This is a genomic window from Mesorhizobium mediterraneum (genome assembly GCF_002284565.1).
In the GTDB taxonomy this organism is placed as follows: Bacteria; Pseudomonadota; Alphaproteobacteria; order Rhizobiales; family Rhizobiaceae; genus Mesorhizobium; species Mesorhizobium mediterraneum.
This window is the reverse complement of sequence record NZ_NPKI01000011.1, coordinates 428,819-453,443: the sequence shown is the minus strand read 5'-3', so window position 1 is coordinate 453,443 and position 24,625 is coordinate 428,819. Positions and strand designations below refer to the sequence as shown.

General features: G+C 63.3%; 22 protein-coding genes and 1 riboswitch. Of the genes, 9 read left to right on the top strand and 13 right to left on the bottom strand.

Annotated features, from left to right (window positions below):
- The first annotated feature begins 5 nt into the window (after window positions 1–5).
- The 8 genes from CIT25_RS07270 to dhaL all read left to right on the top strand — a co-directional run bounded on the left by CIT25_RS07270 (window position 6) and on the right by dhaL (window position 8,975).
- Window positions 6–1,340, top strand: a complete 1,335-nt coding sequence (locus CIT25_RS07270; protein ID WP_095483856.1) for a four-carbon acid sugar kinase family protein — start codon at window positions 6–8, stop codon at window positions 1,338–1,340.
- Window positions 1,341–1,507: 167 nt separating this feature from the next.
- Window positions 1,508–2,392, top strand: a complete 885-nt coding sequence (locus CIT25_RS07265; protein ID WP_095483855.1) for a helix-turn-helix domain-containing protein — start codon at window positions 1,508–1,510, stop codon at window positions 2,390–2,392.
- Between the two features lie 89 nt (window positions 2,393–2,481).
- Window positions 2,482–3,141 carry a 2Fe-2S iron-sulfur cluster-binding protein gene (locus tag CIT25_RS07260; protein ID WP_095483854.1) on the top strand — a complete coding sequence of 220 codons (660 nt, stop codon included), beginning with the start codon at window positions 2,482–2,484 and terminating at the stop codon, window positions 3,139–3,141.
- 3 nt (window positions 3,142–3,144) lie between these two features.
- On the top strand, window positions 3,145–4,131 hold the full coding sequence (locus CIT25_RS07255) for an FAD binding domain-containing protein (RefSeq protein ID WP_095483853.1): 987 nt from the start codon (window positions 3,145–3,147) through the stop codon (window positions 4,129–4,131).
- A gap of 9 nt (window positions 4,132–4,140) precedes the next feature.
- Window positions 4,141–6,429, top strand: coding sequence for a xanthine dehydrogenase family protein molybdopterin-binding subunit (locus tag CIT25_RS07250; protein WP_095483852.1), 2,289 nt, complete (start codon window positions 4,141–4,143; stop codon window positions 6,427–6,429).
- 117 nt (window positions 6,430–6,546) lie between these two features.
- A riboswitch (FMN riboswitch) is annotated at window positions 6,547–6,693 on the top strand.
- Between the two features lie 75 nt (window positions 6,694–6,768).
- Window positions 6,769–7,242 (top strand): 6,7-dimethyl-8-ribityllumazine synthase, encoded by a 474-nt coding sequence (locus CIT25_RS07245; protein ID WP_095483851.1) that lies wholly within the window; start codon window positions 6,769–6,771, stop codon window positions 7,240–7,242.
- Window positions 7,243–7,317: 75 nt separating this feature from the next.
- Window positions 7,318–8,325 carry a dihydroxyacetone kinase subunit DhaK gene (locus CIT25_RS07240; protein WP_095484015.1) on the top strand — a complete coding sequence of 336 codons (1,008 nt, stop codon included), beginning with the start codon at window positions 7,318–7,320 and terminating at the stop codon, window positions 8,323–8,325.
- Window positions 8,326–8,336: 11 nt separating this feature from the next.
- Window positions 8,337–8,975 carry a dihydroxyacetone kinase subunit DhaL gene (gene dhaL, locus CIT25_RS07235; protein WP_095484014.1) on the top strand — a complete coding sequence of 213 codons (639 nt, stop codon included), beginning with the start codon at window positions 8,337–8,339 and terminating at the stop codon, window positions 8,973–8,975.
- Window positions 8,976–9,073: 98 nt separating this feature from the next.
- Here dhaL and derI read toward each other — a convergent pair whose 3' ends face one another.
- From derI to CIT25_RS07220, 3 genes are all read right to left on the bottom strand, one after another.
- On the bottom strand, window positions 9,074–9,517 hold the full coding sequence (gene derI, locus CIT25_RS07230; RefSeq protein ID WP_095483850.1) for a D-erythrulose-4-phosphate isomerase: 444 nt from the start codon (window positions 9,515–9,517) through the stop codon (window positions 9,074–9,076).
- Between the two features lie 38 nt (window positions 9,518–9,555).
- A complete protein-coding gene (locus CIT25_RS07225; protein WP_095483849.1) occupies window positions 9,556–10,314 on the bottom strand; it encodes a triose-phosphate isomerase in 759 nt (252 codons plus the stop codon).
- Between the two features lie 111 nt (window positions 10,315–10,425).
- Window positions 10,426–11,193, bottom strand: a complete 768-nt coding sequence (locus CIT25_RS07220; protein WP_095483848.1) for a DeoR/GlpR family DNA-binding transcription regulator — start codon at window positions 11,191–11,193, stop codon at window positions 10,426–10,428.
- A gap of 289 nt (window positions 11,194–11,482) precedes the next feature.
- Here CIT25_RS07220 and fba point away from each other — a divergent pair, with 289 nt between their 5' ends.
- Window positions 11,483–12,547: a class II fructose-bisphosphate aldolase gene (gene fba / locus CIT25_RS07215; protein ID WP_095483847.1), complete on the top strand. Its 1,065-nt coding sequence runs from the start codon at window positions 11,483–11,485 to the stop codon at window positions 12,545–12,547.
- Window positions 12,548–12,590: 43 nt separating this feature from the next.
- On the opposite strand, the gene CIT25_RS07210 is transcribed toward fba, so the two are convergent.
- From CIT25_RS07210 to CIT25_RS07165, 10 genes are all read right to left on the bottom strand, one after another.
- Entirely contained in the window at window positions 12,591–13,532 is a 942-nt protein-coding gene (locus CIT25_RS07210) for a sugar phosphate isomerase/epimerase family protein (protein ID WP_095484013.1), read from the bottom strand.
- Window positions 13,532–15,049: a glycerol-3-phosphate dehydrogenase gene (locus tag CIT25_RS07205; protein WP_095483846.1), complete on the bottom strand. Its 1,518-nt coding sequence runs from the start codon at window positions 15,047–15,049 to the stop codon at window positions 13,532–13,534. The genes CIT25_RS07210 and CIT25_RS07205 overlap by 1 nt, the downstream gene beginning before the upstream one ends.
- 48 nt (window positions 15,050–15,097) lie before the next feature.
- Complete coding sequence (locus CIT25_RS07200) at window positions 15,098–16,138, bottom strand: 2-hydroxyacid dehydrogenase (RefSeq protein ID WP_095483845.1); 1,041 nt, start codon at window positions 16,136–16,138, stop codon at window positions 15,098–15,100.
- Window positions 16,139–16,148: 10 nt separating this feature from the next.
- Window positions 16,149–17,702: an FGGY-family carbohydrate kinase gene (locus tag CIT25_RS07195; RefSeq protein ID WP_095483844.1), complete on the bottom strand. Its 1,554-nt coding sequence runs from the start codon at window positions 17,700–17,702 to the stop codon at window positions 16,149–16,151.
- Complete coding sequence (locus CIT25_RS07190; RefSeq protein WP_095483843.1) at window positions 17,702–18,826, bottom strand: ABC transporter ATP-binding protein; 1,125 nt, start codon at window positions 18,824–18,826, stop codon at window positions 17,702–17,704. The genes CIT25_RS07195 and CIT25_RS07190 overlap by 1 nt, the downstream gene beginning before the upstream one ends.
- Entirely contained in the window at window positions 18,823–19,941 is a 1,119-nt protein-coding gene (locus CIT25_RS07185; RefSeq protein WP_095483842.1) for an ABC transporter ATP-binding protein, read from the bottom strand. Before CIT25_RS07185 ends, CIT25_RS07190 begins: the two co-directional genes overlap by 4 nt.
- A gap of 5 nt (window positions 19,942–19,946) precedes the next feature.
- Window positions 19,947–20,804: a carbohydrate ABC transporter permease gene (locus CIT25_RS07180; protein ID WP_095483841.1), complete on the bottom strand. Its 858-nt coding sequence runs from the start codon at window positions 20,802–20,804 to the stop codon at window positions 19,947–19,949.
- 9 nt (window positions 20,805–20,813) lie between these two features.
- The gene (locus CIT25_RS07175; protein WP_095483840.1) at window positions 20,814–21,737 is read right to left on the bottom strand and encodes a carbohydrate ABC transporter permease; all 924 of its coding nucleotides are present in this window, start codon (window positions 21,735–21,737) and stop codon (window positions 20,814–20,816) included.
- A gap of 205 nt (window positions 21,738–21,942) precedes the next feature.
- Window positions 21,943–23,388 (bottom strand): ABC transporter substrate-binding protein, encoded by a 1,446-nt coding sequence (locus CIT25_RS07170; RefSeq protein ID WP_095483839.1) that lies wholly within the window; start codon window positions 23,386–23,388, stop codon window positions 21,943–21,945.
- Window positions 23,389–23,432: 44 nt separating this feature from the next.
- Complete coding sequence (locus CIT25_RS07165) at window positions 23,433–24,407, bottom strand: sugar-binding transcriptional regulator (protein ID WP_095483838.1); 975 nt, start codon at window positions 24,405–24,407, stop codon at window positions 23,433–23,435.
- Between the last annotated feature and the right edge of the window lie 218 nt (window positions 24,408–24,625).

Sequence of the window (24,625 nt, the reverse complement as noted above, 5' to 3'; positions counted from 1 at the left end):
ACGCTATGCAAAACCTGCTTCTCAGTTATTATGGCGACGACCTCACCGGCTCGACCGACGTCATGGAGGCGCTTGAGCTCGGCGGTATGCCGACCGTGCTGTTCATGCACCAGCCGGACGAGGCCCTGCTTTCGCAGTTCAGGCATTGCCGTGCCATCGGCCTCGCCGGCACCAGCCGAAGCGAGACGCCGCAGTGGATGGACACGCATCTGCGGGGCGCCTTCGCCTGGCTGAAGACCCTGAACGCCGATATCTGCCACTACAAGGTCTGCTCGACCTTCGATTCCAGCCCGGCGATCGGCAGCATCGGCCGGGCCATCGAGATCGGCCGCTCGGTTTTCAGCCAAGCCAGCGTGCCGCTGGTGGTCGGCGCGCCGCAGCTCAAGCGCTACACCGCCTTCGGCCATCTGTTTGCGGCCTACCGCGAAAAATATTTCCGTATCGATCGCCATCCCGTGATGAGCCGCCACCCGACCACGCCGATGGATGAGTCGGACCTGCTGATCCATCTGTCGCGCCAGACGGATCTCAGCTCGGGCCTGGTCGACCTAGCGACGCTGCAGTCGGCGTTCCGCTCGGAAGCGTTCGATCGCCTGATCGAGAATGGCAGCGATATCGTGCTCTTGGATGTCGACAGCCGCGAGACTCAGGCGCTTGCGGGCAAGGAGATATGGCGCGTTCGCAGGCCTGGCGGCACTTTCGTCGTCGGCTCTTCGGGCATCGAATATGCGCTGCTTGCTGAATGGGCGTCTGACGGGATTGTCCGTGCCGAGCCCGGCTTTTCGCCCCCGGGTGCGGCCGACCGGATCGCGGTGGTCTCGGGCAGTTGCTCGCCGACAACGGAGCGGCAGATACGGCATGCTTTGACGGACGGTTTCGACGGGATCGAGGTGGATCCTATCGAACTGGTTTCCGAAGCCTCCAGCGACGCGATTGCGCGCGCGGTCTTCACCGGACGCGCCAGCCTGGAAGCCGGGCGCAGCGTCGTCCTCTACACGGCGCTTGGACCAGCAGCCGACCGGGGCGCTGAAATCGACCGGCAGGAAGGCGCCCGCCACAAGCTTGGTCGCGGCCTCGGCGAACTTCTTCGCGAGCTGACGATCGAGCAGAAATTGCAGCGCGTGGTCATCGCCGGCGGCGATACGTCGAGCCACGCACTCGGCCAGATGGGCGTCGATGCGCTGACGGTGCGGATGCCGCTGCCCGCCTCGCCGGGCTCGCCGCTTTGCGTCGCCCACTCGCGCGTCAAGGCAATCGAAGGACTAGAGGTTGCCCTGAAGGGCGGGCAGGTCGGAACCGATCGCTATTTCTGCGCTATCCGCGATGGGCTCGGCGGTTGACAGAAGGCGCTGGATTTGACCGATCTCACGACTTCTTGAACACGGAGCGGTTACCAACGCACGATGCCTGTCCCACATAAACCGCCGTATGCGTAGCGGCGGGGCGGCGCACAACGCTCAAGCCGGGGCTGACCACGGCTCCGCGAGTGAACCAGCGGGATGCCGCGATGTCATTCAGACCGTTGCTTGGTGACGGACGGGTTCGGAGCCAGGAGGAGAAGTCGGAGCCTCTGCAAACCGCGTCATGGGTCAGCTCCTCGATCGTTTTCGACAATCGGCGGTGGGCGTGCCGGGAGGCGGAGCTCCGCTGGACAGCCCCTCATCATCTGATCGTGCTGACCGAAGAAGGCGGAACGTCCCACACATCTATCCGGCACGAGGCAAGATCCCTCTACGACGGGATGGACCGGCCCGGAGCCCTCACCTTCGTCCCCGCAGGCGCGGAGCGGCTCGGCTTTTATCGCGACGTAAACCTCTCCTACTCAGCCTTGTGGATCGATCCCGATATCGGGCTTCCCGGATGCGAACGCCTGAGAGACCTGCCGATCCTGGTGAACAAGAAAGACGTAGTCGTCGCCACGCTTCTGAGTTCGCTTCGCGACGAGATGGCACTCGGCCACAAGCCGGACTCTGCCTATGTCGAGCATCTGGTCGCCCTCGTCAGCCTCCGCGTGGCCAACCTGAACCGGGAGCAACATCCGCCTATACGTCACGGCTGTCTCAGCCGTCGGGCGCTTGGTCGAGTTCGGGCTTATATCGATGCACATATGAACTCCGACATTTCGCTAAGCGAGCTGGCAGCCGTCGCGGGCATGGCCGTCGACAGTTTTGCGCGCCGATTCAAAGCGACGACCGGCCTTGCGCCCTATGCCTATGTGATCGAGGAACGCGTGCGGCGAGCCGAGATGCTGCTGCGCGAAACGGGTTTGTCGATCGGTACCATTGCCTTTCGCCTCGGCTTTTCAAGCCAGAGCCACTTCACCACGACCTTCCGGCGCCTCAGGGGCATGACGCCTCGGGTCTATCGGGTGAATTCTTCTCCGGAATTCTGACATTGCCGCCGATTTCTTGAAAGAAAGCCGCCGCGCGCATCCCCAGTTCCAGTGTCGACGGGTGACAGAACTGCGACTGGAGATCATGCATGGCCAAAACAGACAACAGGAGCGGGCCGACGCGTCGAACGGTGCTGGAGGGCGGGGTGGCGACCGGCGTGCTCCTGGCTACCGGTATACCGGTCGACGCAGAGCCGGCCGACACCGTCACGGCGGCCGCCTCTCCGACGCCGGTACCGACGATGCCGATGTCCCTACGGATCAACGCTAGGGATCTTGCCGTCGAGCTCGACCCGCGGACGACGCTGCTCGATGCGCTGCGCAACCATCTCGGCCTCACCGGCTCGAAGAAAGGCTGCGACCACGGCCAGTGCGGCGCATGCACGGTGCTCGTCGATGGGCGCCGGATCAATTCCTGCCTGACGCTTGCCGCAATGCATGAGGGCGACGAGATCACCACGGTCGAGGGCCTTGCCGAGGGTGACCGGCTGCATCCGGTGCAGGCCGCCTTCGTCGCCCGCGATGGTTTCCAGTGCGGCTACTGCACGCCGGGCCAGATCTGCTCCGCTGTCGGCATGCTGGGCGAGGCCAAGGCCGGCTGGCCGAGCCATGCGAGCGCCGACGTAGCGGCGGCTTCCGTCGCTCTCACCGATGCCGAGATCCGCGAGCGGATGAGCGGCAACATCTGCCGTTGTGCCGCTTATCCGAACATTGTCGCTGCAATCCGCGACGCGGCAGAGGAGGCGTGAGCAATGCAATCCTTCACTTATGAACGTGCGGCAAGTGCCGAGCAGGCAGCCGCCGCGGTTGCGGCCCGACCGGACGCCAAGTTCATCAGCGGCGGCACCAACCTGCTCGACCTGATGAAGCTCGAGATCGAGCGCCCAGCGCATCTCGTCGACATCAGCCGGCTGCCGCTCGATCGGATCGAGGAGACGGCGGAAGGCGGACTTCGGGTCGGCGCCCAGGTCCGCAACAGCGATCTCGCCGCCGATCCGCGGGTGAGATCACGCTACCCGATGCTCACGCAAGCGCTGCTGGCGGGAGCGTCCGGCCAGATACGCAACAAGGCCTCGACCAGCGGCAATCTCCTGCAGCGCACGCGCTGCCCTTATTTCTACGACCGCAACATGCCTTGCAACAAGCGCGAGCAGGGCTCAGGCTGCGCGGCGCTTCAGGGCTTCAACCGTATGCATGCCGTGCTCGGCGCGAGCGAAGCCTGCATCGCGGTGCATTCCTCGGATATGGCGGTCGCCATGTCCGGGCTCGACGCCAGGATCGAGACCATATCGCCCGGCGGCGAGACCCGCACGATCCCGATCGGTGATTTCCATCGATTGCCCGAGGCGACGCCCCATGTCGAGACCGTGCTCGGCCACGGCGAGATGATCGCCGCGGTCACCCTGCCGTCCCCGCCGCCCGGCCGACAGGTTTACCGCAAGGTGCGCGACCGTGCCTCCTACGCCTTCGCGCTGGTGTCGGTGGCGGCAATCGTCGAGACGAGCGGCGATCGTATCCGAAGCGCGCGAATCGCCATGGGCGGCGTGGCCGCGAAGCCCTGGCGCGCGACGGAGGCGGAGCGGACGCTCGCAGGAGCGGCGGCGTCCGACGGCGCCTTTACCGACGCAGCCGAAGCCGCGCTCGCCGGAGCCGTCGGGCATGGCGGTAATGATTTCAAGATCCCGCTGGCGAAACGGACGATGCGGCACACGCTCGCTGCTGCCGCCGAGAGTGCGTGAGGTGACACGATGACAGAGACGAAGACCAGCGAGAACCGTCCTTCCGAACCACGCAATGGCGTCATCGGGCGCCCGATCGACCGCATCGACGGTCCGCTCAAGGTGACGGGCGATGCCACCTACGCCTACGAGAATGCGCTGGATGGTACAGCCTATGGCTATATTCTCGGCGCCGCCGTCGCCAAGGGGCGCATCGCCGAGATCGACACGGCCGAAGCCGAACGGGCGCCGGCAGTGCTGCTGGTCATGACGCACCGGAATGCGCCGGCCCAGCCGGATTTCGGCCCGGCGGTCACGCCGACCGTGCCGGAGGTCTTCACACGCGCCCGGCCCGCGCTCAACAGCGAGCGGGTGCGATATTACGACGAGCCCGTCGCGCTTGTTGTCGCGGAGACGTTCGAGGCGGCCCGCGCTGCTGCGGGCCTCATCAAAGTGCGCTACGACGAGGCGCCGGGCGTCTATGATTTACCGGGACATAAGGCCGACGCCTACGCACCAAAACGGACCAATGCCGGCTTCGAGACCGACAGCGTGGTCGGCGATTTCGAGAGCGCCTTTGCGGCGGCTCCGGTCAAGATCGATGCCACTTACCGGACCCCCTTCGAACATCACAATCCGATGGAGCCCCATGCGACGCTCGCCGCCTGGTCAGGCAACGAACTGACGATCCATACATCGGCGCAGACTTTAGCGAATTTCCGGGCGGGAGTCGCCAGCACGCTTCGCATCCCGCCCGAGCGTGTGCGCATCGTGAGCCCCTTCATCGGCGGAGGCTTCGGCTCCAAGCTGATTGCCCATGCCGATACGATCCTGGCCGCGCTTGCAGCGCAGTTTCTGCAGCGCCCGGTGAAGATTGCGCTGACGCGACAACAGATGTTCGCCAATGCCGGTCACCGCGCAGAGATGATCCAACAGGTGCGTCTCGGCGCGGACACCGACGGGCGGCTCACCGGGATTGCGCACGATGTCTGGTCCGCAACGTCCAGCTTCGAGGAATACTGCGAGCAAACCGCAGTCTTTGCCCGCTCGCTCTATGCGGCGCCGGACCGGGTCACCCGTCATCGCCTGGTTCCGCTGGATATCAACCGCGGCGAATGGATGCGCTCGCCCGGTGAAGCGCCCGGCATGCTGGCTTTCGAATGCGCCATGGATGAACTCGCCGAGCGGCTCGGCCTGGACCCGATCGAACTCAGAATCCGCAACGAACCGGCACAGGATCCCGAGCGCGGAGTGCCGTTCTCCACCCGCAATCTCGTCGCCTGCATGGAGGAAGGCGCCCGCCGTTTCGGTTGGGTGCGGAGAGAACCGACGCCGGGCCGCACCCGAGAGGGCCGGAAGCTCATCGGCTACGGCATGGCGGCGGCGATCCGTCCGAACTACATTGGCGCGGCGACGGCGCGGGTTGCGATCGACCGGGACGGTCGGGTGACGGCGCGGCTCGACATGACCGATATTGGAACCGGCACTTATACGATCCTGACCCAGATTGCTGCGGAGAGCCTCGGCGTGCCGATCTCGTCCGTCAAAGTGGAGCTCGGCGACAGTCGCTTCCCGCGTACCGCCGGCTCCGGGGGGTCCTGGGGCGCGGCGAGCGCGGGTTCGGCGCTGCATAACGCGTGCAATGCTCTCAAGCAACGGATCCTGGAGGCGGCGCAGTCGAGCGAAGCCTCGCCGTTGCGCGGCGCGAACGCCACCGAGGCGAGCTTTGCCGACAGCGAGGTCAGGGTCGGCCAGCAGTCGGCAGGCCTGGCCGATCTCATCCGGAGGATCGCTCCCGCGGGGTTCGAGGCCGAAGGCTCCGTGGCCCCAGGCGCTACCACCGAGTCATACAAGGCTTACTCGCAGCATTCCTATGGAGCGCATTTCGCCGAGGTCGCTGTCGATTGCGATACCGGTGAGATCCGCATGCGCCGGATGCTGGCTGTGATGGGCGCGGGCCGTATCCTCAATGCCAAGACCGCGCGCTCGCAAATCATCGGCGGCATGACCTGGGGGATCGGCGCGGCGCTGATGGAGCAGACGGTGCTCGACCCGCGCTACGGCCACTTCGTCAATCACGATCTTGCCGAGTATCACGTCCCGATCAACGGCGACGTCCCCGAGATGGAGGTCGTCTTCCTCGAGGAACATGATGACAAGGCCAATCCACTTGGCGCGAAGGGTCTGGGCGAGCTCGGCGTCTGCGGTGCGGGGGCTGCTGTCGCCAACGCCATTTACAACGCGACCGGCGTGCGAGTGCGTGAATTTCCCATCACCTTGGACAAGGTTCTGCCTGCCTTGCCCGTGATCGCCATTTGACGCTGCAGGTTGCCCGCGCCTCTCTTGCCCTCATGCGGAACCGATCGATATTTCTGCGCCATCCGCGATGGACTCGGCGGTTGACAGCATCGCCCTCCCCTTCCATACAAACTCCGTCAATGTTCTCAGGGCGGGGTGAAAGTCCCCACCGGCGGTAAGGGTTTCGGCCCAAGCCCGCGAGCGCTTTCCGGTTAGCCGGAGGGGTCAGCAGATCCGGTGTGATTCCGGAGCCGACGGTCACAGTCCGGATGGAAGAGAACGAACGGAAGACGGTCCGCTTTCGCGGTCGGATTCCGTATCGTGCGTCCTGATTCTGGTTCGAAACGGAAGGATGGACCCATGAATCAGCATTCCCAGAAAGACTATGAAACGATCCGCGTTGCCGTCATTCGCGCGCGCTGGCACGCCGACATCGTCGACCAGTGCGTCGAGGCGTTCCAGGCCGAACTTGCGGTTCTTGGAGAGAAACGCTTTGCCGTCGATGTCTTCGATGTGCCGGGCGCCTATGAGATTCCGCTGCATGCCAAGACGCTTGCCGAGACCGGTCGCTATGCAGCGATCCTCGGCGCGGCATTTGTCGTCAATGGCGGCATCTACCGGCATGAATTCGTGGCGGGCGCGGTCATCGACGGCATAATGAACGTGCAACTGTCCACCGGGGTGCCGGTGCTTTCGGCGGTGCTCACCCCGCACAACTACCATGACAGTGCGGACCACCACCGCTTCTTCTTCGAGCACTTCCAGGTCAAGGGCAAAGAGGCAGCCAATGCCTGCGTTCAGATCTTGGCCGCGCGGGAACGTATCGCCGCGTGAAATGTCAGTCCCCGGGTGGAAATCCCGGTAACACGCTGTACTATCTGCGAAAATACCGAAATCGGGAGGATGCAGGTGCAGACCAAGAAGATCATCAATGACGGCAACCGCACCGTCGACGAGATGCTGGAAGGCATCCTGGCCGCGCATCCCCGCCATCTCACAAGCGCTGAGGGAAGTCCGCGCTCCATCATCGCCCGCGATGGGCCGCGGGACGGCAAGGTCGGCCTCGTCATCGGCGGCGGCTCGGGCCACGAGCCGACCTTCCTCGGTTTCGTCGGCAAGGGGCTGGCCGACGCGGCCGCGATCGGCAATGTCTTCGCCTCGCCGCCGCCGGACCCGATCCTCGAATGCGCCAAGGCGGCCAGCGGCGGTGCCGGCGTGCTGTTCATGTATGGCAACTATGCCGGCGACGTGATGAATTTCGACATGGCCGCAGAGATGGCGGCGATGGATGACATCGAGGTGCGCACCGTGCTGACCACTGACGACGTGGCATCGGCGCCGCGTGACCAGCGGCACAAGCGGCGCGGCGTTGCCGGCAATTTCTTCATCTTCAAGGCTGCCGGTGCCGCCTGCGACCGGATGCTCTCATTCGATGAATGCGAGCGCATCGCCCGGAAGGCGAACGACCATACTTTCACCATGGGGGTGGCGCTGTCGCCCTGTTCGCTGCCGCAGACCCGCCGGCCGAATTTCGAGATCGGGCCGGACGAGATGGAGATCGGCATGGGCATTCATGGCGAGCCGGGCATTGCGCGGGGAAAACTGAAAACAGCCGACGAGATCACCGACGAGATGCTGGACAAGATCGTCGACGAGATGGCGCCGGCGCGTGGCGACAAGGTCGCCGTGCTCGTCAACTCGCTCGGCTCGACGCCGCTGATGGAACTCTACATCATGAACCGGCGCGTGAAGCGTCGGCTGGGTGACATCGGCGTGTCAGTTCACGCGACCTGGGTCGGCAATTATTGCACCTCGCTCGAAATGGCCGGCGCCTCGGTGACGCTGATGCATCTCGACGACGAATTGCAGACGATGCTCGACCATCCTTGCGACTGCGCCATGTTCCGCGCCGGCTGAAAGCAGCATTCATGACATCCATCGACACAGCCGGCTTGAAAACTATGTTCGATGCGATCGCGGTGGCGATCGAAGCCGACAAGGACAGGCTCTGCCAATTAGACGGTGTCATCGGCGACGCCGATCATGGCATCGCCATGGCGCTCGGCTTTGGCGCAGTGCGCGATGCGCTCGCTTTGCTGGACCTCGCGGCGACCGAGCCGACAGCTCTCCTCAACACCGCGGCGAAATCGTTCCTCAACGCCGTCGGCGCTTCGTCAGGTCCGCTCTATGCGACGGCCTTCATGCGTGGTGCGGCTGCCGTCAAGGGCAAGACGACCTTGGCGGGTGCCGATTTCATCGCCCTGTTCCAGGCGATGGCGCAAGGCATCCAGGATCGCGGCAAGGCCGAGATCGGCGAGAAGACGATGGTCGACGCCTGGCTGCCGGCGGCGCAAGCAGCGGCGGCCGCGCATGCCTCAGGCAAGACCCTGTCCGAAAGTCTCGCAGCGGCGCTTCAAGCAGCCGAACGGGGCGCCGAGGCGACCAAGGAGATGATCGCCGCGAAGGGCCGCTCGTCGCGGCTCGGCGAGCGATCGCTCGGGCATATGGACCCCGGCGCCGCATCGGCCGTCACCGTGATTGGCGCGATGCGGAAAAGCCTGGGTTAGAGCAATTCCAGGAAAAGTGTGAAACGGTTTTCCGTCCGGAATTGCGCAAAAACAAAGAGATAGAGCGGTTCGGCGTTTCCGTGAAACGATGAAGCGCTCTAGCCCAGCTTCGCTGCGTCGAGCCTGTCGATCGCCTGGACATTGCCGGCCGATGGTCCCTTTTCGTCGAACTCCGATGCGAGCCAGGCGTCGACGATCGACTTGGCCAGTTCCGGGCCGATGACGCGGGCGCCCATGGTGATGATCTGGGCATTGTTGGATTTCGCCGCGCGCTCGGCGGAGTAGGTGTCGTGGGTGAGTGCTGCGCGAATGCCGGGCACCTTGTTGGCCGAGATGGAAACGCCGATGCCGGTGCCGCAAAACAGGATGCCGCGATCGTTCTCGCCGTCGAGGATGGTCTGGGCGAGCTTCTGCGACAGGTCGGCATAGTAGCCGGCCTGGCTGAGGTCGCTGACGGCGAGGCCGGGTTTGGTGGCGAGATGCGCGGCAATGACGTCGAGCAGCGGCTTGCCGGCGCTGTCGGCTCCAATGGCTATTTTCATGGTCGTGTCCTTTCCTGACTGAATGCTTTTAGATTGGTTCAGATCGCCGCCGAGGCGCGTCCGAGGATGTCGATATAGCCTTCCGCCTGCCAGGCGGAGCGGCCGATGAAAAGCCCGTCGATATGGGGTTGGCCGATTAGTTCGGCGGCATTTTGCGGATTGACGCTGCCGCCATAAAGCACCGGCGGTATGGCCGGCAGGAGGTCGCCGGCGATCTTCTTGATCAGCGCCTGCTGCCTATCGGCATAGTCTGCACTTGCCGGAATGCCCTTGTCGCCGATCGCCCAGACCGGCTCATAGGCAAACAGGATCGTCGCCGCCTTTGCCTGGCCTTCGAGGTATTGCAGCGCGCCATGCACCTGCAAAGCCAGCACCGCATCGGCCTGGCCGCTGTTGCGTTGCGCCAATGTCTCACCAACGCAGATGAGCGGCACCAACCCGTGCTTCACCGCCGCCGCGGTCTTGAGGCCGACCGCCTTGTCGGTCTCGCCGAAATGCTCGCGCCGTTCGCTATGGCCGAGCTCGACCAGGTCGAGCCCGCAATCCGTCAGCATCACCGGCGAGACCTCGCCGGTCCAGGCTCCGGCGTCGGCCCAATGCATGTTCTGGGCGCCGACCTTGACCCGCGTCGAGGCCAACGCCTTCTTGACCTCGCGGACCGCCGTGAAGGGCGGGATGACGAAGGGTTGGATGCGGTCGTCGAAACCGGGGACGAACCCCGCCAGCGCCTTGGCGAACTCAGTCGCCTCGGCAAGCGTCTTGTTCATTTTCCAGCTTGTGCCGACCCAGTAAACCATGCGTCCTCCTTCTAGAGCCTGTTCCATCCCGCGTAGCCGGATGGGGCTCTATCTTCTTCTTTGACCATGATCTTTTTCCGAAAACCGGTTCCCACTTTTCGGGATCATGGTCTAGTCCTTCTCGATTAGTGTTAGCGAAACGCCGGCGCCATCCAACACCTCGCGCATCTGGGGTTGCAATTCGCGACCGGTGAAGACGGCGTCGAACGCCTTGAGATCGGTCAGGAAATGCAGCGCCGTGCGGCCGAACTTACCGTGATCGACCAGCAGATATTTACGCGCGGCGGCGGCCATCATCAGCCGCTTGGTATGGACCACTTCCTGGTCCTGGTGGAAGGCGGAAGCGCCGTGGATGGCCGACGACGACAGGAAGGCCACATCGGCGCGCAACGATCTCAATGTGTCCTCGGCAAGCAGGCCGAAGAAACCGTGAAACTTCTTGCTGTACTGGCCACCGAGCGCGATCAGGGTGATCCCTCCAACGCCTGCCAGATCCTGTATGACGGCCAGATTGTTTGAGATCACCGTCAGCGGGCGGAGATCCGCAAGGTGACGTGCAATGCCGCCGGCGGTCGAGCCGTCGTCGATGATCACCGTCTGGCCCGGCTCGATCATCGCCACCGCGGCAGCCGCCAGGCGCTGCTTCTCCTCACCGGCCTGCTTCTGACGGTAGCGGAAATCGCTTTCGAACAAGCCGCTCGGCTGGATCGAGGCACCGCCGCGCACCTTGCGCAGGAAGCCGCTTTCCTCGAGTTCGTCGAGGTCGCGATGGACGGTCATCTTCGATACACCGAAGCGCGTGGCAAGGTCATCGACGCTGGCCGTGCCAGTATCCATCAGAAAATCCATGATGCCTTGCCGCCGGCCGTCGCTCTTCATTGTCCAGCCTGTTCCCTGAATCCGGCTCGTTGCGAGTCCACCGTGGCGGAAACGCCGAGCCACAGCCATATAACAGAGTAAATCGCATATGCGTCAGATTTTTTGTGATGATGTTACATTTCTTTGGGATATTATTCGCTTTGATTGCTGTCTTGTAACAAGAATTGCTCCCGGCGGCATGGCCAAAGGTTGCGGTTCTCTGGAAATCCGGCCAGAAGCATCAGTGGGCTGAACGACGACCGGACGGCTCGCAACCATAGGCTTGAAACCAAATACGGGAGACTATTGGGTGGCTCGCATCACATTGAGACAATTGCTCGACCATGCCGCCGAACACGGCTATGGCGTGCCTGCGTTCAACATGAACAATATGGAACAGGGCCTCGCCATCATGGAGGCCGCCGAGGAGACCAAATCGCCTGTCATTCTGCAGGCGAGCCGCGGGGCCCGTGCCTATGCCAACGACGTCGTGCTGGCCAAGCTGATCGATGCGCTGGTCGAGATCCATCCCGACATCCCGGTCTGCATGCATCTCGACCACGGCAACAACGAAGCGACCTGCGTGACCGCGATCCAGTATGGCTTCACCTCGGTGATGATGGACGGGTCGCTGAAGGAAGACGGCAAGACGCCGGCAGACTACGACTATAATTCGGGCATCACGCGCCGCGTGGTCGACATGGCGCACTGGGGCGGCGTGTCTGTGGAAGGCGAGATCGGCGTTCTCGGCTCCCTGGAGATGGGCGGCGGCGAACAGGAAGACGGCCACGGCGTCGAGGGCGCCGTCAGCCATGACCAGTTGCTGACCGATCCGGAGCAGGCGGTGCAGTTCGTCAAGGACACGCATGTCGATGCGCTGGCCGTCGCCATGGGCACCAGCCACGGCGCCTACAAGTTCTCGCGCAAGCCGGACGGCGCGGTTCTGGCCATGAACGTGATCGAGGAGATCCATCGCCGGCTGCCGAACATGCACTTGGTCATGCACGGCTCGTCCTCGGTGCCGGAAGAGCTGCAGGAGATCATCAACAAATATGGCGGCCAGATGAAGCCGACCTGGGGCGTGCCGGTCGAGGAGATCCAGCGCGGCATCAAGCACGGCGTGCGCAAGATCAACATCGACACCGACAACCGCATGGCGTTGACCGGCGCGATCCGCAAGGTGCTGACCGAGAACCCGAGCGAATTCGATCCGCGCAAATATCTGACGCCGGCAATGGCCGCGATGAGGAAGCTGTGCAAGGAGCGCTTCGAGCAATTCGGCACCGCCGGCAACGCGCCGAAGATCAAGCCGCTGCCAGTCTCGGAAATGGCCAAGCGCTACAAGTCGGGCAGCCTCGATCCGAAATTCGGCTGACGTATTCTGGTTCTGAACAGGAGCCGCATCGGCTCCTGTTCATCTATCCCGCTTTCGGCAGGAGAGCGGCTCTGCCGGTCTCGATAAACGGCGCCCAGTAGTCGACCGACTCGCGTATCATGGCGACGACCTGATGGTCGACCGGCTCGCGTTCGCGAAACGACAATTCCAGGCAGATCTCGTTGTCGACGCCGCCGCCGCGGCGAACCGTCTCCAGGAATTTTTCCGGTGTGATGCGGCCGTCCTTGTTGTAGGCGGCAATGAACGGCCAATGACCGCCCTTATTCATCGAAGACTGCTTGATGTGGATGATCGGCGATACTTTGGGAAACGCTTCGGCCCAGGCATAGGGATCGATGTCGTCCGGATTGCTCGACGTGACGTCGCCATGGTCGATATCGACCATCATCTCCATCGGGATGGCCATGCCGGCTGCTTCGATCTCGTTTTGCAGGGCCCGGCAGCTCTCGATCGTGTGGCCGAATTCACGGCCGACCGACATCGGCTCCCAGAAGAGGTAGCTCAAACCGGCCGCCTTGGCATGCTCGGCGACCTCGCGCCAGCATTCCAGCGCGATGTCGAAAAGCCGCGCGCGACGCTCCGGATTGTCGAAATCCCTGTGCGTGAAGATCGCAAACTGCGTGCCCATGCCGCTGGCGCCGAGCTCGGCGGAAATATCGGCAAAGGTCTTGAACCAATCGACATAGTAGCGGCGCACATCGGCGTCAGGGTGGCCGAAATGATTGAGCCTGCCGTAGGGGCCGGTCATCCCCGACGTCACGCGCACGCCGGTGCGGTCGAGCGCGGCGCGGAACAGGCGGAGGAATTTCGAGATCGTCGCCGCCGGCCAGCCGGGATTGACGAATTCATGCGTCAGCTGCACGTCCCTGATGCCGATGTCGTAAGCGATCGCATCGATCAGATCGTCCGGTTCGGCAAAGCGATTGACCAGCGGATTGGTGTTGAGGGAAAGCGTAAAGGCCATCAGCTTGCTTTCACCAGCCGGCTCGCGCACCAGTCCTCGAAAGTGGCTCTTTCTGCGGCGGACAGATGCAGCGCATGCTTGGTGCGCCGTTCGAGAATATCGGCTGATGTCAGCGCCCATTCGTGCTCGAACAAATAATTGGCTTCGCGTTCGAAGAAATCCTTACCGAAGCACCGCCCCAGGTCGGTGAGCGACTGGGCCGCACCGACCAGAACCCGCGTCCTGGTGCCGTAGAGCCGGCCATAGTGCTTGACCAGCGACGCCGGCATCCAGGGATATTCGCGGCCGAGATCGCCGAGAAACTGCTCGAAGTCGGCGTTGGCGATATCGCCACCCGGCAGATAGCTTTTCGACGTCCATGGCTTGCCCATTTTCGGAAAGAACGGGGCGATCTTGTCCAGCGCGTGCTCGGCCAATTTGCGGAAGGTGGTGATCTTGCCGCCGAAGACGGAGAGCAGCGGCGCCTGTCCGGCCGAGGCGTCGAGCTCGAAAATATAGTCGCGCGTCACCGCGCTCGGATTGTCGGCGTTGTCGTCATAGAGCGGCCTGACGCCCGAAAACGAGTAAATGACATCGCTGCGGGCAAGCCCGCGTTTGAAGTAGCGGTTGACCACCTTGATCAGGTAGTCGACCTCGCTGGCATCCGCCGCTACGTCTTCCGGCCGCCCATCATAGGGAATGTCGGTGGTGCCGATCAGCGCCAGATCGTTCTGGTAAGGATTGATGAAGATAACGCGCTTGTCGCTGTTCTGGACGAGATAGGCCTGCCGCCCTTCCCAGAATTTCGGCACGACGATGTGGCTGCCCTTGACCAGGCGCACGTTCCGCTTGGAATTCTGGCCGGCCACGCGGTTGATGATATCGTTGACCCACGGCCCGGCGGCGTTGATCAGCGCCCGCGCCCGAACCGTGGTCCTGACGCCGGTTCGGCTGTCGCGCATCTCGACCGACCACAGGTCGTTTTCACGGCGGGCGGCGGTGCAGGCGGTTCGCGTAAAGACCTTGGCTCCGCGCTCCGCCGCATCGAGCGCATTGATGATGACGAGACGGGCGTCGTCGACCCAGCAGTCGGAATATTCGAAACCGCGCTTGAACGTGTCCTTGATCGGCGCGCCTTCGGGCGCGGTGCGCAGGTTGAGCGTTCGGGTGCCCGGCAGCCGCTTGCGGCCGCCGAGATGATCGTAGAGGAACAGGCCGAGCCGGACCAGCCAGGCTGGCCGGTCGTCAGGGCTGTGCGGCAGCACGAAGCGCATCGGCCAGATGATGTGGGGAGCGGATTCGAGCAGCACTTCGCGCTCGATCAACGCCTCGCGCACCAGCCGGAACTCGTAATATTCGAGATAGCGCAGGCCGCCATGGACGAGCTTTCCGGATCGCGAACTGGTGCCTTCGGCAAGATCGTCTTTTTCGCACAGAATGACAGAAAGGCCGCGGCCGGCTGCGTCGCGCGCGATGCCGGCGCCGTTGACACCGCCGCCGATGACGAAGAGATCGACGATTTCAGTGGCGCCGCTCATCTCGCCGGGTCCTCTATGCGTAACAGGTACTTCATGGCTGCTGCGCTTTCAGCATGGATTGATAGGCGGAAGACCGGCGATAAAGCGACGCACCTCTTCGGCGGCCTGCTCGGCCGCATAGGTCACCGTGCGCACCGAGGCACCGGCGATATGCGGCGTCAACGTGACGTTCGGGAGCTGCAACAGCGGCCAGTCGGCAGGCACCGGCTCGACCGCGAACGTCTCCAGCATGGCGCTGCCGATGTGTCCCGAGACGAGAGCATCGTATAGCGCGTCGTAGTCGACCAGCGGCCCACGCGCGGTGTTGACGAAGATCACCCCGGGTTTCATCCGCGCGATGGTGTCCTTGTTGATCAGTCCGCGGGTCTCTTCGGTTACTCGGGAATGAAGCGTGACCACATCGGAGCGGGACAGGAGATCGTCGAGCGCGACCAGTTCAACGCCGGCATTGCGGTCTTCAGCGCTCAACTGCACATAGGGATCGGACACCAAAATTTGGCAACCGAAGGCGCGCAGCAGGCGGACCAGCCTGGTGCCGATGTTGCCATAGCCGATGACGCCGACGGTCATTTCGTTGAGCTCACGGCCGGTACGGTCGGCCCGGTAGAGATCGCCGCGCCATTCCCCCTTGCGCAAGGCTTCGTGCCCGACCCGGATCAGCCGCGTCTCGGCAAGGATGGCGCCGATGGTGAACTCGGCCACAGCACTCGCATTGCGGCCGGGCACATTGACGACGGTGATGCCGTGGGCCTTGGCGGCGGCCATATCGATGTTGATCGGGCCGCCGCGCGATACCGCAACCAGTTTGAGCGTGGGCAGGCGCTGCATCATGGTCTCGGAGAGCGGCGCAAGCTGGGTGACGAAGATCTCGGCATCCCCGATGAAATCGACCACCTCGTCCGGATCGCCAAAATACTCCTTGACCTTGTCGAGGCCGAGCGCCGCATTGCCGAATTCCATCGGCTCGTCGGGCCAGGCCGCCTCCAGCGTGCGGATGTCGAGATTGTCGCCGCAGGCCTTCTCGATTTTTTCGCGAAACACTTCGGGAAGCATGAAGCGGTCGCCGATGATTGCAATCTTCTTACGCATGCTCGACTTCTCAGTTTGCCCTGGATGCGGCCATCGACCGCCAGACCGGCCGCAGCGCCTCATGCGCCAATGTGTAGGACGGAACCGCCCGCTCATAGATCGCGGCAAGTTCTCGGTCGCTCGGCTCCGCCGCGCCAAGCAGCGGCGTGACCCATTTGCCGACGCATTCATCCATCGACTTGTATTGGCCGACGCAGACCGCAGCGATCATCGCGGCGCCCGCAGCACCGGCTTCTTCGCGTTGGCTGGTGCGAATGGCGGCGCCGACGACAGCACCCAGGATCTTGCGCAGAGCCGGGCTTCTGGCTGCACCGCCGGTCAGCCGGATTTCGCTCGGCAGCGGCCCCATGGCGGCATAGCAATCGCGTGCCGCGAAGGCCAGCCCCTCGAAAACGGCGCGGACCATGTCGGCGTAGCCGTGCCGTGACGAAATGCCGACGAAGCCGGCCCTTGCATTGGCGTCGACGAACGGCCCCCGCTCGCCGGCCTCGGACACATAGGGCTGATAGAGCAGCGACGCCGGCTCGGATGACGATATCCATTCATCGACCAGCGCGATCATCTCGCCATTGGTGCGCGTTATGCCTTGCGAGGCGAGTATGCCGGAGGCGAGGCTAAGGACCCAATCGATGTTGAGTGTCGCCGCCATGTTCGACTGCATCTGCGCAAAGACGCCGGGCACCGGCATCGTCATCGTGTAGCCGGTCGCGGCTTCGTTGAGCAGCACCTCGTCCGGCGTTTGCGCAAGCCGCATATGCATGCCGGTGGAGCCGATGATGGAGCAGCCGGGCTTGCGCTCGCGGTCGAGCAGGCCGGCGCCGAGCGCGGTGCAGGCCACGTCGACATAGGCCAGCACCACCGGCGTGCCGGAAAGCAGCCCGGTCGCTTCGGCAGCCGCCGCCGACAGGCCGGCGCTGTGCCTGGTGCCGTCGACGATCGGCGGCAGCAGATGCCTGAGATCAGTGACGCCGAGCACCTCAAGCACATCGTCGCTGTAACCGCGCGTGCGGAAGTCACCGAAGGTGAAGGTCCCTTCCGACGGGTCGGTGGCGCGCTCGCCGGTCAGCTTGTAATAGAGCCAATCCTTGCAGTGGAACGCCGTCGCCGCCTTGCCAAGCATTTCGGGCATGTTGCGCTTCATGAAGGCGAACTGCGGTCCCTGCTGGCAGGCGGCCAGACCGCTGCCGGTCTTTTCGAAGCGCAGCCGATCCTCCGGTCGCGCCCGGATCTCCTCGACGACCCCTGCGGCGCGCGCGTCGAGCCACAGCCAGCCTTTGGCGACCGGCTCACCGTCCTTGTCGATCAGCCAGGTGCCATCGCCCTGTCCGGTCACGGCGATCGCGATGGTGCGGCTGGCGAGGTTCGGCACCTTGTCGGCAAGCTGGCGCAAGGTGGTCGCGGTATCGGCCCAGGTGCGCGCCAGATCCTGCTCGGCGCCGCCGCCCGGCAAGGTCTCGTAACGATTCGGCACCGCCGCAGCCGCGAGCTGCCGGCCCGCCGTGTCGAAGGCGACGGACTTGATGACAGACGTGCCGGCATCGATGCCGATCAGCACATCCCGCATCAGGCAAGTTCCATGCCGTGCGAAATGGCCGCGCCGCTGGACTGATCGAAGACGTGCAGGTTTTTCGGATCGATGCTGACATTGATCGGCGCGCCAAGCTCCAGCCGGGTGCGGTCGTGCTCGACCAGGACCAGCGAGCCGCCGGCGAAATCCGCCGCGATATGCGTCTGGTCGCCGAGCCACTGGTTGGCCGAAACCGTGGCCGGCACGCCGTCCTTCGAGCGGCGAACCGCATAGGGCCTGATGCCGATGACGACCCGCTCCCGTTTGAGCAATTCGTCGCGAACCGCGCCGCTGAACGCGTCCTTGTCATAATCAAGCGAAAGCCCGTCGGGTAGCCGCAGATTGATCTTGTCGGCAGCCGCGCCGATATAGGCCTCGAAGACATTCATCGGCGGCTCACCGACGAAGGTGCCGGTGAACAGGTTGGCCGGCCGCTGCTTGAGCATGTCGGGCGTGTCGAACTGCTGCAGCACGCCGCCTTCCATCACCGCGATCCGGTCAGCAAGCGCGTTGGCCTCGGTCTGGTCGTGGGTGACCAGGATCGCGGTCAAACCGCGCTCCTTGATGAAGTGCTTGATGCGGCCGCGCAGCACGGCGCGAAGCTGCGGCTCGAGCTGGCCCATCGGTTCGTCCAGCAAATGCAGATCGGCCTGCCGGATCAGCGCCCGGCCGAGGCTGGCGCGCTGCTGCTGGCCGCCGGAGATGGAACTCGGATAGCGCTCAAGAATATCCTCGATCTCGAGCAGCTTGGCGATGCTGGCAACCTTCGCGTCAACCTCGCTTTTCGGCAGCTTGGCCGCCTTCAGCGCAAACGCCATGTTCTCGCGCACGGTCAGCGGCGGATAGAGCGAATAGCCCTCGAACGCCATCGCCACATTGCGCTTGACCGGCGCCAGCGTGTGCACCTTGCGGCCGGCAACCGAGATGGTGCCGCGCGAGACCTCCTCGAAGCCGGCGATCATGCGCAAAGTCGAGGTCTTGCCGCAACCGGACGAGCCGAGCAGTGCGACGATCTCGCCCTTGTCGATTTCGATCGTCAGATTCTGGACGGCATGCACGCCCCTGTCGATCGGACCGTAGAACTTGTCGACGCCTGAAATGGCGAGTGCGCTCTGGCTCATGCCGCTTCTCCGCTGCGCAAATTGACGACGTTTTTCGAGCCGATGCGGTCGCCGCTCGCACGATCGAACAGCAAGGCGCTTTTGCCGTCGACGGCGATATGGGCCCTGCCTTCGCTTTGCCCCGGTGTTCCGGCTGGACGCGAGACCAGGATTTCGCGGCCGCGCACGGTGCGCACGAGCGTGACGATCTTTTCGTTGAGCGGCGTCTCGGCCTCGACCGTCACCGGTATGGCGCTCGGCGTGCTTTCATCGACGAAGCTCAGCGCTTCCGGCCGCAAGCCGATCACGCAGTCGCGGCCGACCATCGCGTCATAGGCGCCGGTCAGATGTACCTGGACATTCGACAGGCCGACATAGATGCCCTTGGCATCGCGTGACGGCTTGACGTCGAGCAGGTTGATGGTCGGGTCGCCGAACAGCCGTGCGATCTCGATGTTCGCCGGCTCACGATAGATCTGCTCGGGCGTGCCGAGTTGCTTGATGACACCTTGCGACATCACCGCGATGCGATCGCCGAGCGCCATGGCCTCCTTGTAGTCCTGGGTGACGTAGACGACGGTCGCGCCGCGATCGGCCAAAAGCCTCGGCAGTTCGAGCCGCATCTCGAAGCGCAGTTTGGCATCGACGTTGCGCAAGGGATCGTCGAGCAGGAGCACCGGCGGCGAGCCGACCAGAGCGCGGGCGAGCGCGGTGCGCTGCTTCTGGCCGTTGGACAGCGCCCGTGGCTTGTGACTGAGCACATGGCCGATCTTGAGCAGCTCGGCGACACTTTGGACACCCGCCTTGATCGCACTTTGCGACGAGCGGTTGGCTTCCAGCGGCGTCGCGATGTTGTCGAAGGCGGTCATGTGCGGAAACAGCGCGAAATTCTGGAACGCCATGCCGACGCCGCGGAACTCGGCGTCGAGGTCGGTCATGTCCTCACCGCCGATGAAGATCTTTCCTTCATCGGGGTCGATGACGCCGGCGACCAGCCGCAGCAGCACTGTCTTGCCGGCGCCGGACGGTCCGAACAGGACAAGGGTTTCGCCGTCGGCGACGGTCAGCGACAGATTGTCGAGAACAGTCTGGCTCTTGTAGCGCTTGACGACATTTCGCAGTTCGAGGCTGGCCATCGGAGCTATCCTTTCACGGCGCCGAGCGACAGGCCTTCGACGAGATAGCGCTGCGCATAGAGGGCGAGCGCCAGCGTCGGCGTGATCGAAAGCACGATCGCCGCCGAGATCTGGCCATACTGGATACCGGAGGAAGTGATGAAAGCCAGCGCGCCGACCGTCACCGGCTGCTTGTCGGCCGAGGCGAGCACCAGCGCGAAGACGAAGTTGTTCCAGGCGAAGATGAAGGCGAGCAGGCCGGCAGCCGCAATGCCGGGGCCGGCGAGCGGCAGCGCGATCTTGCGGAAGGTGGCGAACCAGGAATGACCGGCGATGCGATAGGCATATTCGATGTCGGCCGGGATATCCTCGAAATAGCCGCGCACGATCCATAGGATCAGCGGCAGACAGATCAGCTGATAGACCCAGATCAGCCCGATATAGGTGTTGGCCAGTCCAAGCTTCTGGAAATAGAGGGTCAGCGGCAGGAGCACCAGCAGCGCCGGCGCAAACCTGAATGACAGCAGCGTGAAGGCGATGTCTTCCGAGCCCCGGAACTTATGCCGCGCAAAGGCGTAGGCCGCGGGAACGCCGAGCAACAGCGCGACGGCGACCGAGGTGACCGACAGGAACACCGAATTCCACAGGTTGCGCATGAAGGCGATGTCGAGCGTACCGGCCGCCGTCGTCAGCTTTCCGGTGATGAGCGCGGTGTAGTTGGCCAGCGTCGGCTTGAAGACAAGCTGCGGCGGAATCCGCAGGATGGTCTCGTTGGTCTGGAACGACATCATGAAGATCCAGACGATCGGGAACATGAAAAAGATCACGACCAGCGTCAGCGCTACGCCGCGCAGGATGCGTTCGAGAAGCGAGGTGTGCTCCATCTCAGCCTCCTATGCCTGGCCGCGGGCGCGTTCGCGCAGCCGCAGCCAGTTCTTGATGAAGATGTTCGAGAGGAAATAGGTGATCGCCCACAGGATGATCATCAGCGCCGCCGAGCGGCCGACATTGGTCGACTGGAAGAAGTTGAGGTAGGCCTCGACCTGGAAGACGGTCAGCGTGTCGCCCGGACCGCCCTGGGTCATGGCATAGATGATGTCGAACTGCTGGATGGAATCAAGCAGGCGAAACAGCGTCGCCGTCAGGATGTAGGGCGTCAGCATCGGCAAGGTGATGCGGAAGAACACGAAACTCCTCGGCACGCCGTCAAGTGCCGCTGCCTCGAAGGGCTGCGTCGGCAGGCTGCGCAGCCCGGCAAGCAGCAGGATCATGATGAAGGGCGTGTAGACCCAGATGTCGACAAGAACCACTGTGAAAAGCGCGGTCGACGGAGACGAGGCCCAGCGGAAATCCTGCAGCCCGATCAGGCTGGCGAGATAGCTCAGCACGCCAAAGCCGGGATTGGTCATCAGCTTCCACATCAGCGCGGCAAGCGCCGGCGCCGTCATCAGCGGCATCAGCAGCATGATCGAGATGAAGTTGTTCAGCGTCGAGCGCTTCTGCAGCAGCATGGCGATGCCGAGACCGAGAAGCAGTTCGAGCAGGACGGTGATACCGGCATAGAGCAGCGATATCTCAAGCGTGTTCCAGAACTTAGGGTCAGTGAAGAAGGAGATATAATTGTCGCCCCAGTTGAACTGCCGCGCCCAGGGCTGGCTCAGCCGATAGCGCTGGAACGAATAGACAACCGATGTGAAGAACGGGATCAGGATGCCGATGCAGACGAGCAAGGCCGGCAGGCTGAGTACATAGGGCAGCACCCTCTTGCTGATCCTGAAGCCGGAAGGCCTGTTTCTTCGCATTGTCGCCGCAGTCATCGTGGTGTTCCGTCATCTCTGTTGCTACGCCCTGCCGGCCGCCCAGGGAGCTAGGCGGCCGGTTGGGCGAGTGGCGGCACCGCCAGTGGTTGAGCATCGGATTTTCCCAAAACCGGTTTCCACTTTTGGGTCCGATGCTCCAGGCGCCGCTTCGCAGTGGAATGGCCGGCTGGCCCGCAAAAGCGGGCCAACCGTTCGCCAGGACTCAGCCGAGCCCGGCTTCCTTGAGCTGGCCGTCGACGCTGGTGGCCAGCATGTCGAGGCCTTCGTCGACCGGCACCTCCTTGGCCACCATCTTCTGCAGCGTCGCCGCCCATTCGGTGGTCAGATCGAAGAACAGCGGCTGCGGGGTGAACTTGATGCTGGCGCCCGGCGCCGAGACGTCGAACATCTCGACATAGCCCGGATAGCTCTTGTTCAGCTTCTCGCGGAACATCTCGTCCTTCCAGACCGACTGACGGACCGGATTGACGAAATCCATCTTGGTCGCGCCGAACAGCGCATGCTCGGGCCCTGATGCCCATTGCATGAAGTACCAGGTGGCGTCCTTGTCCTTCGAGAAATTGGACATCGACAACGACCAGATCCAGATGTTGGGCGTCGGCGCCTTGGCTGCGGGATTGGCCTTGAAGGCGGAAAACGCGAGCTTGCCGGCCATCTTGTTGTCGCCGCCATTCATGAAGTAGCCGAGGATGTCGGCGTCGAAGATCATCGCCGAAGCGCCGGCGCCAAGATCGGTGCCGACCTGATACCAGGTGTAGGTCGACCAGTCCTTGGGGCCGCTCTCCTGGATCATCTGGACCCACTGCTTGTGGAAGGCCTTGGATTCGGCGGTGTTCATCGCGGCCGACAATTTGCCGTCAGCCGAGACATTCAGGTCCTTCTGGTCAAAGTTGGCGTAAGCCGACAGGAAGCCGGGATGGATCGTCGCCCAGGAGCGCGAGCCGCGCACGCCGATGCCGTAGACGCCGCCACCAACATCCTTGGTGAGCTTCGCCGCCGTAGCGACCATCTCGTCCATATTGCCGGGAACGCTGACGCCGACCTTGTCGAACATACCCTTGTTGTAGGTGATGTTGTTCTGTTCGAAGCCCCATGGAATGCACCACTGCTTGGCGTCGTCGGAGCCGAGCACTCCGCCGGGCTGGCCGTTCCAGGCGCAGGATTTCCTGACGCCGGGCAGGAAGTCGTCCCAGGCATAGTTCACGTTGGTCTTGGTCGGATCCTTGATCCACTCGTTGAGATCGGTGATCCAGCCGGCCGGGCCATAGGTCCAGGTCATGTAGGCGCCGGTCATGAAGGCATCGTATTCAGGCGAACTGGCCGACAGCGCAGCGGTGACCTTGTCGAAATAGACGTCTTCCGGAAACACGTCATAGACGACTTCCATGCCGGTCAACTTCTTGAAGTTTTCGAGGTTGGCGATCATCGCATCCGCATAAGGATGCTTGTTGAGCAAGAGCTTGATGGTCTTGCCCTTGTGCGCCTGCCAGTCGAAATCCGCGGCGAGCGCGCGGGTCTGCCCGAGATTGAGCAGCGTGCCGGCCGTGCCGGCGGCAAGGCCCATCGCGCCAAGGCCCTTGATCAGCCCACGACGATCGACTTGTCCGCGCAGGAACGCATCGATCAGGTCTTTTTCTTTCTCATGCATTTGTCTTCTCCTCCACAGGGTAGTTTCAATCGAATGGTTGCCGGCTACCCGACCGGCGTCTGCTCCACGAGTGATCGCGCCGTCCGCTCATCGGTGACCAAGCCTTTGAGATAGCGGCCCTCCAACACCGATTTGATGGCACGAACCTTCACCTTGCCGCCGGCAACGGCGACAATCCTGCGATTGCTGATGTCTTCGCGCGCCAGCGCCAGCGCCCGGTTGGAAAGGGTCGTCTCGACCGCCTTTCCAGCATCGTCGAAGAAATGGCCGAGCAATTCGCCGACGCCCCCCTTGCGGCGGATCTCCTCCATTTCGCCCTTCTCGATCATGCCCGTGGCGACCAGCGACGCCTCGCGCTCGGCAGTGCCGATACCGGCAATGAGCAGGTCGGCGGCCTTGCCGAGATCGAAGACCTCGCTGATGCCCTTCTGCCCGAGCAGCACGGTTCGATCCTCGACCGTGTTGGCGAACATCGGCACCGGCATCACATAGGCTTCCGCGCCGGTCCGTTCGGCCAGGCGGTGAATGACGTCGTGGGGATTGGCCGAGAACTTGCGCGTCAGGCCGCCAAGCAGCGAAACGAAACGGGTCTTTTCGGCCGATATGCGCGGCAGATATTCCACGCAGGCGGCGAGCGTGCGGCCATGACCGACGCCGATCAGCGTATCCTCGCCACGTTCGATCTCGCGCTTGAGAAACTGCGCGCCGGCGATGCCGAGCGCCTTGAGCGGCAGGTCTTCGCCATCGAAGTCGGGAACGACCTCGCAGTAATCGAGGCCGTAGCGGCTGGACAACTCGTCTTCGAGCGCCACGCATTCCGACACTTCGCCGTCGATATAGACTTTGACCAGCCCTTCCTGATTGGCCTTGGTGATGAGGCGGTGCGCCTTGAGGCTGGTCAGGCCCAGCCGCTTGGCGACCTCCGACTGGGTCAGGCCGCCAGCATAATGAAGCCAGGCGGCACGCGTCGCCATACTGGTTTCATCGTCGCGCAGGAGGCCGTTTCCAAAACCAACCATTTCCGCCCTAAGATATTTTTATCAGTTGGTGCAAAATTTTTCACAAGGCGCCGCCGGAGTCAAGCACTACGTGGTTCAAATCACGCTAAGCGGGCCAAAAACCAGCCTTTGGTCGCTGTAGAGCATCGGCACCTCATTGACTCGGCCCCGGATTTAAAACGTTTGCAATCCAGCTGAAACCCATTACAAACGCTTCAAACACTCGATCCGGAGGAACG